Genomic DNA, 14,134 nt, shown 5'->3' with positions numbered 1-14,134 from the left:
TGGGCCGGCGCCACCTCGGCCACGGCCGGCAGCGGCGCCGGCACCAGCGCGTCCGCCGTCATTTCGCCCAGCACCAGCTGCAGCGCGACCAGCAATCCCAGGGCCAGCAGCAGGCGCCGCACGGGCAGCCCGGCTGGCCCCAGCAGCAGCACGAGGAACACCATCCACGCCGCCGTGCGCAGCACTTCCAGCACCTGGGCCAGTTGTGCCATGTCGACGCCTGGCAGCGACCAGTCGCGCAGCGCGACGGCGGCGGCCCACGCGGCCGTGGCCAGGCAGCTTGCCAGCATCACGCGGTGCTGTTCGCGCGCACGCCGGCTGGCCAGGACCAGCAGGGCGAAGCCGAGGAAAGCGGCCGCGCCCAGGCCATGGCTGACGGCCGCCACCAGTGCCGGCGCGGGCGCCACGGGCATCACCGTGCTCCCTTGCCGGACAGGACCACCTGCACCGTGTCGAGCAGGATCATCAGGTCGAGGAACAGGCTGTTGTTCTTGACGTAGTACAGGTCGTACTGCAGCTTGCGCACGGCATCGTCGACCGAGGCACCGTATTGGTAGCGCACCTGGGCCAGCCCCGTGATGCCCGGCTTGATGCTGTGCCGCACGTCGTAGTAGGCAATCTCGCGCCCCAGCTGCTCGACGAAGTAGGCCCGCTCCGGGCGGGGGCCGACGAAGCTCATTTCGCCGCGGAAGACGTTGATCATCTGCGGCAGCTCGTCGATGCGCAGCTTGCGCAGCCAGTGGCCGACCCGTGTCACGCGCGGATCGCCCGCCGTCGCCCAGCGCGGCCGACCGTCGATCTCCGCATCCTGTCCCATGCTGCGAAACTTCAGCACCTGGAAGCGGCGGCCGTCCTTGCCGACCCGCTCCTGGCGGAAGATCACGGGGCCCCCGTCCTCGATCAGGATGCACACGGCCGCCACCAGCATCACCGGCAAGGTGGCGATGCAGATGGCCGCGCTGGCGGCCAGGTCGAAGCTGCGCTTGACGGCGGCGCGCAGGAAGCTCTGGTCGAAGCCGCCGCCGAAGATCAGGTAACTCGGTTGCAGGGAATCGACGCGGATCTGGCTGGCCTCGCGCTCGAAGAAGTGGGCCGCATCCGTCACCTTCACGCCGCCCAGCGCGCAGTCGAGCAGTTCGCGCACCGGATAGGCGCCGCTGCGGCGGTCGCCCACCGACACCACCAGTTCCGTGGCGTTATGGCGCCGCGCCAGCGACAACAGCGACTCCCCGGCCGGCAGCACCTTGGCGGCCGGTACGCAGGACGCCTCGCCCGGCACGGGCACGCAGCCGACAACGACGAAGCGGCGCGAACCGTCCGGGCTGGCCGCCAGTGCCAGGCACTCGCGCGCCAGCACGCCGTCGCCGACGAGGATCAGGCGCTCGACCATCATGCTCGATTGCGCCGACGTAAACAACAGCACACGCGTAAACAGCACGCCGGCCCCGCCCAGCACGAAGGCCAGACCGCGGGCCGGGCCGAAATGGATGGCCGGCACCACGTGCATCAGCGCCGACAGCAGCGCGAAGCCCAGCACGAAGGCGGGGACGATACGCGCCAGCACGGTGCGCATGTCCTCGCGCACGGCCTGCTGGTACATGCCGAGGCTGCTCATGCTGAAGGCATTGACGAGGGCAAAGGCCAGCGCCGACAGCACCAGGTCCAGCGGCGCGTGCGGGTCCAGGCCCTGCCCTTCCCAGATCAGCGCCGTCAGCACGCTGGCTGCCTGCAGGATCAGCATTTCCAGCAGAAGCAGCACGAGGCCCGTGCGCGATACATAATGATTGAAGATCCGGATCACTTCGTTGCTCCCTGCCAAGGCCTGGCTCCCCGCCCACCGTGGGCGCGCCCGGCACCGCTGCCGATGGCTCAGCCATGATGCCGGACCGGCGCGCGGGCCGCCTTGTGCCGGCGCAAAAACGGCCCCGGCATGACGGAGCTTATTAAATGGTCTATAGTCATGTCTTCTTATCGTGAAAACCTCTCGCACAACATGAAATTTGACGTCGCCATCGTCGGCAGCGGACTGGCCGGCCTGTCGGTCGCCCTCCACCTGGCCGAAACCCGCAAGGTCGCCATCATCTCGAAACGCCAGCTGCTCGACGGCGCCAGCAACTGGGCCCAGGGCGGCATCGCCGCCGTGCTGGACTCGGGCGACAGCCACGAGCAGCACATCGCCGATACCCTGGTGGCCGGCGGCGGCCTGTGCGACGTGGGCGCCACCCGCTTCATCGTCGAGCATGGGCGCGAAGCCATCGAATGGCTGATCGAGCAGGGCGTACCGTTTACGCGCGACACCAGCGCGGAACTGGGTTTCCACCTGACGCGCGAAGGCGGCCATAGCCAGCGCCGCATCATCCACGCGGCCGACGCCACCGGCCACGCCGTCCAGGTCACCCTGGAATCGAAGGTGCGCGCGCACCCGAACATCAGCCTGTTCGAGCACCACTGCGCCATCGACCTCATCACATCGGACAAGCTGGGCCCGCGCCCGCACCACGGCAACGCCCAGCCGAAGTGCCACGGCCTGTACGTGCAGGACACGGAGACAGGCCAGGTCCACACCGTGGCGGCCGAGCACACGGTGATGTGCACCGGCGGCGCCGGCAAGGTCTACCTGTACACCACCAATCCCGACACGGCCAGCGGCGACGGCATCGCCATGGCCTGGCGCGCCGGCTGCCGCGTGTCGAACATGGAATTCATCCAGTTCCACCCCACCTGCCTGTACCACCCGTACGCGAAGTCCTTCCTGATCACGGAAGCGATCCGGGGTGAGGGCGGCGTGCTGAAGCTGCCGCCGGAAGCGGGCGCGGCGGCCGGCCAGCGCTTCATGCTGGCCCACGACCCGCGCGCCGAGCTGGCCCCGCGCGACGTCGTGGCCCGCGCCATCGACTTCGAGATCAAGAAGCGCGGCCTGGATTACGTCCACCTGGACATCAGCCACAAGCCGGCCGACTGGCTGATCGAGCACTTCCCGACGATCTACGCGCGCTGCCTGGAACTGGGCATCGACATCACGAAGGAGCCGATCCCCATCGTGCCGGCCGCGCACTACACCTGCGGCGGCGTCGTCACGGACCTGGTGGGACGCACCGACCTGCCCGGCCTGTACGCCGTCGGCGAGACGGCCTGCACGGGCCTGCACGGCGCCAACCGCCTGGCCAGCAATTCGCTGCTGGAATGCGTGGTGGTGGGCCGCGCCTGCGCCCAGGACATCGTGTCGCAGGAAAAGAACGGCACGCCTTACCTGCCGGACTGGGACGAGAGCCGCGTCACGGATGCGGACGAGGAAGTCGTCATCGCCCACAATTGGGACGAGCTGCGCCGCTTCATGTGGAACTACGTCGGCATCGTGCGCACGACCAAGCGCCTGGAACGGGCCCAGCACCGCATCGCGCTGCTGAAGGAGGAAATCGACGAGTACTACCGCAACTTCCGCATCACGGCGGACCTGCTGGAACTGCGCAACCTGGTCGACGTGGCCGGCCTGATCGTCAACAGCGCCCTGCAGCGGCGCGAAAGCCGCGGCCTGCACTTCAGCCGCGACTATCCGGAAACGCTGCCGAAGGCCCTGCCCAGCATCCTGACGCCGAACCGCCGATGATGACGCCAGTCCAAGTGGTCCAGGCGCAGCTGGACGCCTACAACGCCCACGACGTCGAGGCGCTGTGCCGCATCTACGCCAGCGATGCGGGCCAGTACCAGCATCCCGACACCCTGCTGGCGGCCGGCAGCGCCGCCATCCGCGAACGCTTCGCGGCACGTTTTGCGGCCGCGTCGCCTCGCGCCGAACTGCTGCACCGCATCGTCACGGGCCGCACCGTCATCGACCACGAGAAGGTGCACAGCCTGGGCGCCGAAGGCCCGGGTTACGTGGAACTGGTGGCAATGTACGAGGTGAAGGAAGAACGCATCGCCAACGCCTGGTTCATCTTTGGCGCGAAGACGCAGCTGCGTACGGCAACGGTGGCCGACGTAGCGACGCTGGAGGCACTGATCGCCCGTTCCGGCCTGGGCTTGTCGCAAGGCTTCTATACGGAAGAACAGGCTGCCGCGCTGACCGAACACGTGTACGGCGTCGACACCCAGCTGATCGAGGATCGCACCTACTTCATCGTCGAGCGCGACGGCGCAGCCATTGCCGCCGGCGGCTGGAGCAAGCGCGCCACCCTGTGCGGCGCCGACAAGGCCAAGGGCCCGGACGACCCCGAGCTGGACCCGGCCCTGCAGCCGGGGCGTATCCGCGCCTTCTTCGTCGACCCGGGCCACCCGCGCCAGGGCCTGGCGACGCTGCTGCTGCGGCACTGCGAAGACGCGGCGCGCGCGGCCGGCTTCTCGGCGCTGGAACTGGCGGCGACGATGCCGGGCGTGCCGTTCTATCGCGCGGCCGGCTACGACAGCATCGAGCGGTTCAAGATGACGCCGGGCGGCGTCGAAGTGCCGCTGGCGCGCATGCGCAAGACCATCGCCTAGAAACCCAGGCACAAAAAAGCCGCGCTGCCCAACCAGGCAGCGCGGCTTTTTTACTTCAGCACCCGATCAGCGCGAATTGAAACCCTTGCCCTCGGCCGCCAGCTGCACCAGCAGCGGCGCCGGACGCCAGGCATCGCCATGCCGGCCCTTGGCAAAACGCTCGATGGTGGCCAGCACGTTTGGCAGGCCCACCGTGTCGGCATAGAACATCGGGCCGCCACGGTACAGGGGGAAGCCGTAGCCCGTCAGGTAGACCATGTCGATGTCCGAGGCGCGCAGCGCAATGCCCTCTTCCAGGATATGGGCGCCTTCGTTGACCAGCGCGTACACCAGGCGCTCGACGATTTCCTGGTCCCCGATGGGACGGCGCTCGACGCCGATGTCGGCCGAGTGCTTGACGATCATGTCGTTGACCTGCTGGTTCGGGTAGGCCTTGCGGTCGCCCGGCTTGTAGTCGTACCAGCCGCCGCCCGTCTTCTGGCCGAAGCGTCCCAGTTCGCACAGCAGGTCCGCCGTCTTCGAATACTGGATTTCCGGCTTTTCGATGGCGCGGCGCTTGCGGATATACCAGCCGATGTCGTTGCCGGCCAGATCGCCCATGCGGAACGGGCCCATGGCGAAGCCGAAGCGCTCCATCGCCGCATCGACCTGCTCGGGCAGGCAGCCTTCGTCCAGCAGGTAGCCGGCCTGGCGCGAGTACTGCTCGATCATGCGGTTGCCGATGAAGCCGTCGCACACGCCGGAGACGACGCCGGTTTTCTTCAGCTTCTTCGACAGTGCCAGCGCCGTGGCCAGCACGTCGTTGCCGGTGGCCTTGCCGCGCACGATCTCCAGCAGCTTCATCACGTTGGCGGGGCTGAAGAAGTGCGTGCCGATGACGTCATGGGGGCGGCTGGTGAATGCGGCGATGCGGTCCACGTCCAAGGTCGACGTGTTCGACGCCAGGATGGCGCCCTGCTTCATCACTTCGTCGAGCTTCTTGAACACGGTTTCCTTCACGCCCATGTCCTCGAACACGGCTTCGACGACGATGTCCGCATCGGCAATGTCGGCATAGTCCAGGGTGCCCGTGATCAGGCCGACGCGCTGGTCGAACTTCTCTTGCGTCAGCTTGCCTTTCTTCAGCGTGCTTTCGTAGTTCTTGCGGATCGTGGCCAGGCCCTTGTCCAGCGCTTCCTGCTTCGTTTCCAGCATCGTCACGGGAATGCCGGCATTGGCGAAGTTCATCGCGATGCCGCCACCCATCGTGCCGGCGCCGATGACGGCGGCGCGGGCGATCTTCCTGGTCGGCGTATCGGCCGGCACGTCCGGCACCTTGCTCGCTTCGCGCTCGGCGAAGAAGGCATGGCGCAGCGCCTTCGATTCCGTGGTCTGCATCAGGTGCATGAAGCGCTCGCGCTCGAAGGCCAGGCCGTCCTCGAACTTCATCGTCACCGATGCGGCCACGGTTTCCAGGCACTCTAGGGGCGCCGGGAACGGTCCCGCCACGGCCTTCACGGTATTGCGCGAGAACTGCAGGAAGGCTTCGTGGTTCGGATAGTCCACCTTGCGGTCGCGTACCTTCGGCAGCGGGCGCACGTCGGCGATCTTCTCGGCAAAGGCCACGGCTGCTTTCACGAGGCCGTCGAAGTCCGTCCCGGCCGGCAGCACCTCGTCGAACAGGGCCGTCCCGGCCAGCTGTTCCGAAGGCACCGGGTTACCGGAGACGATCATGTTCAGTGCCGCTTCCAGGCCCAGCACGCGGGGCAGGCGCTGGGTGCCGCCGGCGCCGGGCAGCAGGCCCAGTTTCACTTCCGGCAGCGCGATCTGCGCGCCCGGCAGCGCGATGCGGTAGTGGCAACCCAGCGACAGTTCCAGTCCGCCGCCCATGCAGACGCTGTGGATCGCCACCACCACCGGCTTGGTCGATTCCTCGGCCGTGCGGATCAGGGTGTGCAGGGTCGGTTCCGTCATCGCCTTGGGCGAATTGAATTCCTTGATGTCGGCACCGCCCGAGAAGGCCTTGCCGGCGCCCGTGATGACGATGGCCTTGATATTGGCATCGTCCAGCGCCTTGCGGATGCCCTCGACGGCGGCGGTACGGGTGACCAGGCCCAGGCCATTCACGGGCGGGTTGTTCAGCGTGATGACGGCGACTGCTCCGCTCACATGGTAATCGGCACTCATGTCTCTGTTCCTCTTCTGGTTGTCAGTGGGATGGGTTCACTATACCCGATAATAGAGCGACCGTGCTATTTTGTGATGCCGGCGGCGACATGGCCCGCGAACTGCTCGCGCAGCGCCGTCTTCTTGACCTTGCCGGTGCCGCCCACGGGCAGGCTGTCGATGAACACGACGTCGTCCGGCATCCAGAACTTGGCGATGCGGCCCTCGTAGAAGCGCAGCAGTTCCTCGCGCGTCACCGTCATGCCGGGGCGCGGCACCACCACCAGCAGCGGGCGCTCGTCCCACTTCGGATGGGGCATGCCGATGCACGCGGCCTGCAACACGGCCGGGTGCGACATGGCGATGTTTTCCAGGTCGATGGTGCCGATCCACTCGCCGCCGGACTTGATGACGTCCTTGCTGCGGTCCGTGATGCGCATATAGCCTTCCGCATCGATGGTGGCCACGTCGCCGGTGGGGAACCAGCCGTCCGTCAGGGCCGTCTCCTGCTCGCCGAAATACGATTCGATGACCCACGGCCCCTGCACCTGCAGGTGGCCGAAGGTGGTGCCGTCCCACGGCAGTTCGGACCCATTGTCGTCGACGATGCGCATGTCGACGCCGAAGATGGCGTGGCCCTGCTTTCGCAGCACGGCGCGCTGTTCGTCGGCCGGCAGGGTCGTGTGCCTGGCCAGCAGGCTGCAGGCCGTGCCCAGCGGCGACATCTCCGTCATGCCCCAGGCATGCACCACTTCCACGTCGAATTCGTCGATCAGGGCGTCCATCAGCGCCGGCGGGCAGGCCGCGCCGCCGATCACGGTGCGGCGGAAGGTATGGAAGCGCAGGCCGTTCTGCTTCATGTGGTTCACCAGTCCGAGCCACACGGTGGGCACGCCGGCCGAGAAGGTCACGCCCTCGCCTTCGAACAGCTCGTACAGCGACTTGCCGTCCAGCGCCGCGCCGGGGAACACCAGCTTGGCGCCGGACAGGGGCACGGAATACGGCAGGCCCCACGCGTTCACATGGAACATCGGCACCACCGGCAGCACGGTGTCGCGCGCGGCCACGTTCAGCGCGTTGGGCATGGCCGAACCGTAGGCGTGCAGCACGGTGGAACGGTGCGAATATAGGGCGCCCTTCGGATTGCCCGTCGTGCCGGATGTGTAGCACAGCGAAGCGGCCGAGCGCTCGTCGAACTGGGGCCATTCGTACCGGTCCGGCTGGCCCGCCAGCACCGCTTCATAGCTTTGCAGGTTCGGAATGCGGGTTTCCTGGGGCAGGCGGTCGGCGTCGGCCATCAGGATGAAGCCCTTCACGTTCGGGCACAACGGCGCGATCGCCTCGACGATCGGCAGGAACGTCAGGTCGAACAGCAGGTACTGGTCGTCGGCATGGTTGACGATCCACGCGATCTGTTCCGGGTGCAGGCGCGGATTGATCGTGTGGAGCACGGCGCCGCTGCCGGAGACGGCGTAATAGGCCTCCAGGTGGCGGTAGCCGTTCCACGCCAGAGTGGCGACGCGCTGGCCCATCGTCACGCCAAGGGCCGCCAGCCCGTTGGCCAGGCGGCAGGCGCGGGCGCGGCAGTCGCGCCAGTTGTAGCGGTGCAGGTCGCCTTCTACCCTGCGCGACACGATTTCCGTGTCGCCGAAATGGCGCGCGGCGAATTCCAGGATCGAGGACACGAGCAGCGGCTGGTCCATCATCTGGCCCATGACGGGGCTCTTGGGCAGGTCTTGCAGCGGGGCTTTGGACTGGGTGAACATTGGGTCTCCTATGTTTCTTTTTATTTAACGGGCAGGGGCGACAACCGGTCAATGACTTTCGATGCTGCGCCGCAGCACACAGCTGTCGCGCAGCGCGCCGGTGCATCCTCGCCGGGTGCGCTAAAATCGCGGCAATCATCCACGAGTCAACCACGATATAGGATTCGCCATCGCCGCTTTCTCCATCCCGCTGGACAATTCCTTTGCCAGCCTGCCGCCCGAGTTCTATACGCGGCTGATGCCCACGCCGTTGCCGGCACCTTACCTGGTGGGCCTCAGCGCGCCCGCCGCCGCCCTGATCGGGCTCGACCCGGCCCAGGTGGACGATGACGTTGTCGCTGTCCTGGCCGGCAACCGCGTGCCCGAACGCGCCCAGCCGTTGGCAGCCGTGTATTCCGGCCACCAGTTCGGCGTATGGGCCGGCCAGCTGGGCGACGGCCGCGCCATGCTGCTGGGCGACGTCGCCACGCCCGACGGCCCCGTCGAACTGCAGTGGAAGGGCGCCGGCATGACGCCTTACTCGCGCATGGGCGACGGCCGCGCCGTGCTGCGCTCGTCGATCCGCGAGTTCCTGTGCTCCGAAGCCATGCATGCGCTGGGCATTCCCACCACGCGGGCCCTGTCCGTGGCCGGTTCCGACCAGGGCGTCGTGCGCGAAACCATCGAAACCTCGGCAGTCGTGATCCGCATGGCGCCGTCGTTCGTGCGTTTCGGCTCCTTCGAGCACTGGTTCTACCGGAACGACGAAACCAGGCTGCGCACGCTGGCCGATTACGTGATCGACCGCTTCTACCCTGCCCTGCGCGGCGAGGACAATCCGTACGCGGCCCTGCTGGAGGAAGTCACCCGCCGCACGGCGCGGCTGATCGCCCACTGGCAGGCCGTCGGCTTCATGCACGGCGTGATGAACACGGACAATATGTCGATCCTCGGCCAGACGCTGGACTACGGCCCGTTCGGCTTCATGGAAGCGTTCGACGCCCAGCACATCTGCAACCACAGCGACAACCAGGGCCGGTACTCCTATGCGATGCAGCCGCAGATCGGCCACTGGAACTGCTACGCGCTGGCGCAGGCGCTGGTGCCGCTGATCGGCAATGTCGAGGAAACCCAGGAAGCGCTGGACGTCTACCAGGGCGAATTCGCCGCCACCGTGGACCGGCTGCTGCACGCCAAGCTGGGCCTGGCGCAGATCCCCGAGCACGCCGACGCCGACCGCGCCCTGTTCGACGCCCTGTTTGGCGTGCTGCAAGCGAACCACGCCGATTTCACGCTATTCTTCCGCAGGCTCTCAAGCCTGCAGGCCGGTTCGAATGCGGGCGACGAGCCGCTGCGCGATCTGTTCATCGACCGCCCCGCGTTCGATGCGTGGGCCGATCAATACCGCCAGCGCCTCCGGCTCGAAGGCAGCGTCGATGCCGGACGCGGCGCCGCCATGAACGCCGTCAATCCGAAATACGTGCTGCGCAATTACCTGGCGCAGGCGGCCATCGAAAAAGCCCAGCACAAGGACTTTTCCGAAGTCGAGCGGTTGCTGCAGGTGCTGCAGAAACCGTTCGACGAGCAGCCGGAGAACGAGCATTACGCCGCGCTGCCGCCCGACTGGGCCAGTACCCTGGAAGTAAGCTGTTCCTCTTGATTACTTGAAAACACCATGAACGATCAAACCAAGAAAGTCGTCAAATCCGACGCCGACTGGCGCAGCCAGCTCGATGCCATCGAATACCAGGTGACCCGTCACGCCGCCACCGAGCGCGCCTTCACGGGCAAATTCTGGGACCACCACGAACGGGGCATCTATACCTGCGTATGCTGTAATACGCCGCTGTTCCGCTCGGACGCGAAATTCGATTCCGGTTGCGGCTGGCCCAGTTATTTCGAAGCCCTCGATCCGGCCAATGTCATCGAGAAAGTCGACCGTTCCCATGGTATGCTGCGCACCGAAATTATTTGCGCCGTCTGCGATGCCCACCTCGGTCATGTATTTCCGGACGGTCCACCGCCCACGGGGCTGCGTTATTGCATCAATTCGGCCTCGCTGCGCTTCACTCCGGAAGACTGATCCATGTTGAAATTCCTGTTCGATATTTTCCCCCTGCTGGTCTTTTTCGGCAGCTACCGCTGGGCCGGCAACAATGAAGGCACGGCGCAATTGCTCGTCAACGACAATTTGTCCGGCATTATTTCCGGCGGCGCCATCCAGGCCAGCCAGGCGCCCATCATCGTCGCCACCATTGCCGGCATCGTCGCCACGGCCATCCAGATCGCTTATCTGCTGGCACGCGGCAAGAGGGTCGACGGTGCCCTGTGGGTATCGATGGTGGTGTTCCTGTTCTTCGGCGGCCTGACGATTTATTTCCATGACGACGACTTCATCAAATGGAAACCGACGATTATCTACTGGAGTTTCGCCGCCGCCATGGTGGTGGCCTACCGTTTCTTCGGCAAGAACCTGATTCGCGCAGCGATGGAAAAGCAGATCGCCCTGCCGGATGAGGTATGGACCCGCCTGAATACCGTGTGGGTGCTGTTCTGGGTCGCGCTGGGGCTGCTCAACCTGTTTGTCGCCTTCGTGCTGTTCAAGGCCGATACCAATGCCTGGGTCAGCTTCAAGGCCTTCGGCGTGACGGGCCTGATGCTGGTGTTTTTCGTCGCCCAGGGCTTTTATCTGTCCAAGCACATCAAGGATGAAGCATGAGCGACCCTCGTATCGAGCAGATCCGCCAGCGCCTGGAAGCGGCACTGGGACCGGCGGAAATCGCCCTGGACGACGAATCGGCATTGCATGCGGGACATGCCGGCGCCGCCTCCGGCGGCGGCCATTACCGCTTAAGTATATCCTCAGCGAAATTCGAAGGCCTGAACCTCGTCACACGTCATCGTCTGGTGTATGATTCCGTGGCCGATATGATGCATAAGGAAATCCATGCATTGGCCATTACTGCATTGGCCCCGTCGGAACGGAACAGCGGAAAGCCTTGATCCGCAGTCCGGCCGCCCGACGACATGGGCGGTCCGGGTTTGCCGGGCCTTCCGGTTGCCGCGCCGGCTGGAACCAATATTGTTTTGCGTGGTCCACTGATGTATGAATGCGTGATGTTTTTGGGACCCATCGAGATTGAATAGTCGAGACACCTCCGCGATTTACGTGACCATTGCGGCCACCACTTCGAAGTCCCTACTCCAGCGCGCTTTGCTATCACCTTTTCCCGTAGGAAATAACAATGAATTTTAAGCCAGCCCGTCTGCTGCTCGCACTCGTCGCCGTCGCTTCGGCGCCGGCATTCGCACAAAATATCGCTGTGGTAAACGGCAAGGCCATTCCGACGTCGCGCGCGGATGTGCTTGTCAAGCAACTGGTCGCCCAGGGTCAACAGGCCGACTCGCCGCAGCTGCGCGAAATGATCAAGAAGGACCTGATCAGCCGTGAAGTGCTGATGCAGGAAGCGGAAAAGCAGGGTTACAGCAAGGACGCCGCCGTCAAGACGCAACTGGACAACGCGCGCCAGGCCATCGTCGTCAACGCCATGGTGGCGGACTACGTGAAGAAGAATCCCGTCAAGGAAGCCGACGTGAAGGCCGAGTACGACCGCTTCGTCAAGGAAACGGGCGACAAGGAATACCACGTGCGCCACATCCTCGTCGACACGGAAGCCCAGGCCAACGACATCATCGCCAAGCTGAAAGGCGGCGCCAAGTTCGAGGACCTGGCAAAGACGTCCAAGGACACGGGTTCCGCGGCCAACGGAGGCGATCTCGACTGGGCCACCCCATCGTCGTTCCCCCCCGTCTTCTCCGACGCCTTCGTCAAGCTGCAGAAGGGCCAGGTCACCGAGAAGGCCGTGCAGACGCCGAACGGCTTCCACGTGATCAAGGTCGACGATGTGCGCGCCGCCAAGCTGCCGACCCTGGACGAGGTCAAGCCGCAGATCGAGGAAGCACTGATGCAGAAGAAGCTGCAGGCCTACCAGGAAGAGCTGGTCAAGAAGGCAAAGATTCAGTAAGGTACACGTCTGGCTCCGGCCCCGGTCTTGCCGTGGCGCCGGAATTGCTTGAAAACGAAGCGTAAAACTGTCAAACGACCCCGACCAGGGTCCTTAATGCCATAGGATGTGATAATGATTTTGAAGCCCGCCCGCCTGTTGTTAGCATTGATCGCCATCGCCTGCGCCCCGGCATTCGCCCAGACCGTGGCGACCGTGAACGGCAAGGCCATTCCGTCGTCCCGCCTGGACGCCATGGTCAAGCAGGTGACCACCCAGGGCAAGCAGCCCGACAGCCCGCAGCTGCGCGACGCCGTCAAGAAGGACCTGATCGCCCGTGAGGTGATGGTCCAGGAAGCGGACAAGCAAGGTTACAGCAACAAGCCTGAAGTGAAGCAGGCACTGGAAAACACCCGCCAGAGCATTGTCATCAACGCCATGCTGGCCGACTACGTCAAGAAGAACCCCGTCAAGGACGCCGAAGTGAAGGCCGAGTACGACAAGTACAAGGCCGCCGTGGGCGACAAGGAATACCACGCCCGCCACATCCTCGTCGCGACCGAGAAGGAAGCCACCGACATCATCGCCAAGCTGAAGGGCGGCGCCAAGTTCGAAGAGCTGGCCAAGCAGTCGAAGGACACGGGCTCCGCGGCCAATGGCGGCGACCTGGACTGGGCCAGCCCAGGCAACTTCGTCAAGCCTTTCTCCGACGCCATGGTGGCCCTGAAAGACGGTCAGTTCACGGACAAGCCGGTGCAGTCGCAGTTCGGCTACCACGTCATCAAGCTGGAAGGCAGCCGCGCCGCCAAGGTGCCGGCACTGGACGAAATCAAGGGCCAGATCGAACAAGCCCTGACCCAGAAGAAGATCGCCGCCTACCGCGACGAGCTGGTCAAGAAAGCCAAGGTGCAGTAAGCCCTTCGGCTTGCTTCATCCAGGCGCCCTTCGGGGCGCTTTTTTTTGCGCTATCAGTTGGTCGCAGTGGCCTATCGACCGATGTACGCAATACTTGGCAGCCTGACGGGCCAATCGGGCCCGTAAAATTATTGTGCTGAGCTTTGGTGACGGCATCGAAGCTTGGCAGCGGCGCGCTAACCAGGTTCGCCGCAGGATCATCGAGTCCGCCACGACCTCGAAGCGCTACCGGCGCCCGGCGACTGGTCCGTCGATGAACGGCCGAGATCGGCGAAGAGCGGCCAGTCACATCGACCTTGAAATGGACGGCGTAGATAAATGGACATGCTGACTGTAACTTTGGTTGACCCGCCAGACGATGAAGACGCGTCAGTAACCCTTCGCAGCGAAAAAGGTGAACTCGTCGCGTTTTGCTGGCCTTGCGACTTAAAGATCGGCGACGTTATCGAAAATCGATTGTCGGCCCTGGAAGCAGATGTGCTCGCTACCTACTTTTCTGATTGGCCGGAAAACGAAAAAGAGGCGTTGTCTACGGAGAGGATCGAACGCGTTGGGCACTATGCATATCGAGGACGAGGTCGCGTCATTGATCAGATGGAAGGTCTGGTCGAAGTACAAGGATTCATCATCGAGATGGGCGCGCTAAGCGACGGACATGTCGATTTCGAAATATCTCGGCTTGATATTAGAAGCTGAAGCGTCTGCTTTGGGTCGGGAGCAATGGTAATCCCCCCACAAAAAGAGCGTCGTTAGAAGTAGAATTTTCTACTTAAGAACAGAAAGCTCTACATGAAGACGTCCCGCTTTACCGACAGCCAGATCATCGCCATCCTGAAACAAGCCGAAGCC

At 64.6% G+C, this 14,134-nt stretch carries 12 protein-coding genes and 1 pseudogene; 9 read left to right on the top strand and 4 right to left on the bottom strand.

The features are described from left to right. Together GM672_RS24915 and GM672_RS24910 are read right to left on the bottom strand one after the other, a co-directional pair. Positions 1-413, bottom strand: a pseudogene (locus GM672_RS24915) (hypothetical protein); the annotation flags it as partial. Then, positions 413-1,819: a TIGR03013 family XrtA/PEP-CTERM system glycosyltransferase gene (locus GM672_RS24910; RefSeq protein WP_229417935.1), complete on the bottom strand. Its 1,407-nt coding sequence runs from the start codon at positions 1,817-1,819 to the stop codon at positions 413-415. The pseudogene GM672_RS24915 and the gene GM672_RS24910, both read right to left, overlap by 1 nt. A 174-nt stretch (positions 1,820-1,993) precedes the next feature. Between GM672_RS24910 and nadB the strand changes: the two genes are divergently transcribed. Next, positions 1,994-3,607 (top strand): L-aspartate oxidase, encoded by a 1,614-nt coding sequence (nadB, locus tag GM672_RS24905; protein WP_155473222.1) that lies wholly within the window; start codon positions 1,994-1,996, stop codon positions 3,605-3,607. Further along, positions 3,604-4,476, top strand: coding sequence for a GNAT family N-acetyltransferase (locus tag GM672_RS24900; protein ID WP_188916085.1), 873 nt, complete (start codon positions 3,604-3,606; stop codon positions 4,474-4,476). The genes nadB and GM672_RS24900 overlap by 4 nt, the downstream gene beginning before the upstream one ends. A gap of 66 nt (positions 4,477-4,542) precedes the next feature. On the opposite strand, the gene GM672_RS24895 is transcribed toward GM672_RS24900, so the two are convergent. Continuing rightward, positions 4,543-6,642, bottom strand: coding sequence for a 3-hydroxyacyl-CoA dehydrogenase NAD-binding domain-containing protein (locus GM672_RS24895; protein WP_155473221.1), 2,100 nt, complete (start codon positions 6,640-6,642; stop codon positions 4,543-4,545). A gap of 65 nt (positions 6,643-6,707) precedes the next feature. Further along, positions 6,708-8,387 (bottom strand): 3-(methylthio)propionyl-CoA ligase, encoded by a 1,680-nt coding sequence (locus GM672_RS24890; RefSeq protein WP_229417934.1) that lies wholly within the window; start codon positions 8,385-8,387, stop codon positions 6,708-6,710. Between the two features lie 157 nt (positions 8,388-8,544). Between GM672_RS24890 and GM672_RS24885 the strand changes: the two genes are divergently transcribed. The 7 genes from GM672_RS24885 (at position 8,545) to GM672_RS24855 (ending at position 13,981) form a co-directional block, all read left to right on the top strand. After that, on the top strand, positions 8,545-10,026 hold the full coding sequence (locus GM672_RS24885; RefSeq protein WP_188916090.1) for a protein adenylyltransferase SelO: 1,482 nt from the start codon (positions 8,545-8,547) through the stop codon (positions 10,024-10,026). Between the two features lie 15 nt (positions 10,027-10,041). Continuing rightward, on the top strand, positions 10,042-10,449 hold the full coding sequence (gene msrB, locus GM672_RS24880; protein ID WP_155473219.1) for a peptide-methionine (R)-S-oxide reductase MsrB: 408 nt from the start codon (positions 10,042-10,044) through the stop codon (positions 10,447-10,449). Between the two features lie 3 nt (positions 10,450-10,452). Further along, the gene (locus tag GM672_RS24875) at positions 10,453-11,085 is read left to right on the top strand and encodes a septation protein A (RefSeq protein WP_308807467.1); all 633 of its coding nucleotides are present in this window, start codon (positions 10,453-10,455) and stop codon (positions 11,083-11,085) included. After that, entirely contained in the window at positions 11,082-11,369 is a 288-nt protein-coding gene (locus GM672_RS24870) for a BolA family protein (protein ID WP_155473218.1), read from the top strand. Before GM672_RS24875 ends, GM672_RS24870 begins: the two co-directional genes overlap by 4 nt. Positions 11,370-11,611: 242 nt before the next feature. Then, positions 11,612-12,391: a peptidylprolyl isomerase gene (locus GM672_RS24865; RefSeq protein ID WP_155473217.1), complete on the top strand. Its 780-nt coding sequence runs from the start codon at positions 11,612-11,614 to the stop codon at positions 12,389-12,391. A 114-nt stretch (positions 12,392-12,505) separates the two neighbouring features. Next, entirely contained in the window at positions 12,506-13,285 is a 780-nt protein-coding gene (locus GM672_RS24860; RefSeq protein WP_155473216.1) for a peptidylprolyl isomerase, read from the top strand. 318 nt (positions 13,286-13,603) lie between these two features. Next, the gene (locus GM672_RS24855) at positions 13,604-13,981 is read left to right on the top strand and encodes a hypothetical protein (protein WP_155473215.1); all 378 of its coding nucleotides are present in this window, start codon (positions 13,604-13,606) and stop codon (positions 13,979-13,981) included. The last annotated feature ends 153 nt before the right edge of the window (positions 13,982-14,134 follow it).

The sequence above is a fragment of the Pseudoduganella buxea genome (assembly GCF_009720835.1).
In the GTDB taxonomy this organism is placed as follows: domain Bacteria; phylum Pseudomonadota; class Gammaproteobacteria; order Burkholderiales; family Burkholderiaceae_D; genus Rugamonas; species Rugamonas buxea.
This window is presented reverse-complemented; position numbering and strand designations above follow the sequence as displayed.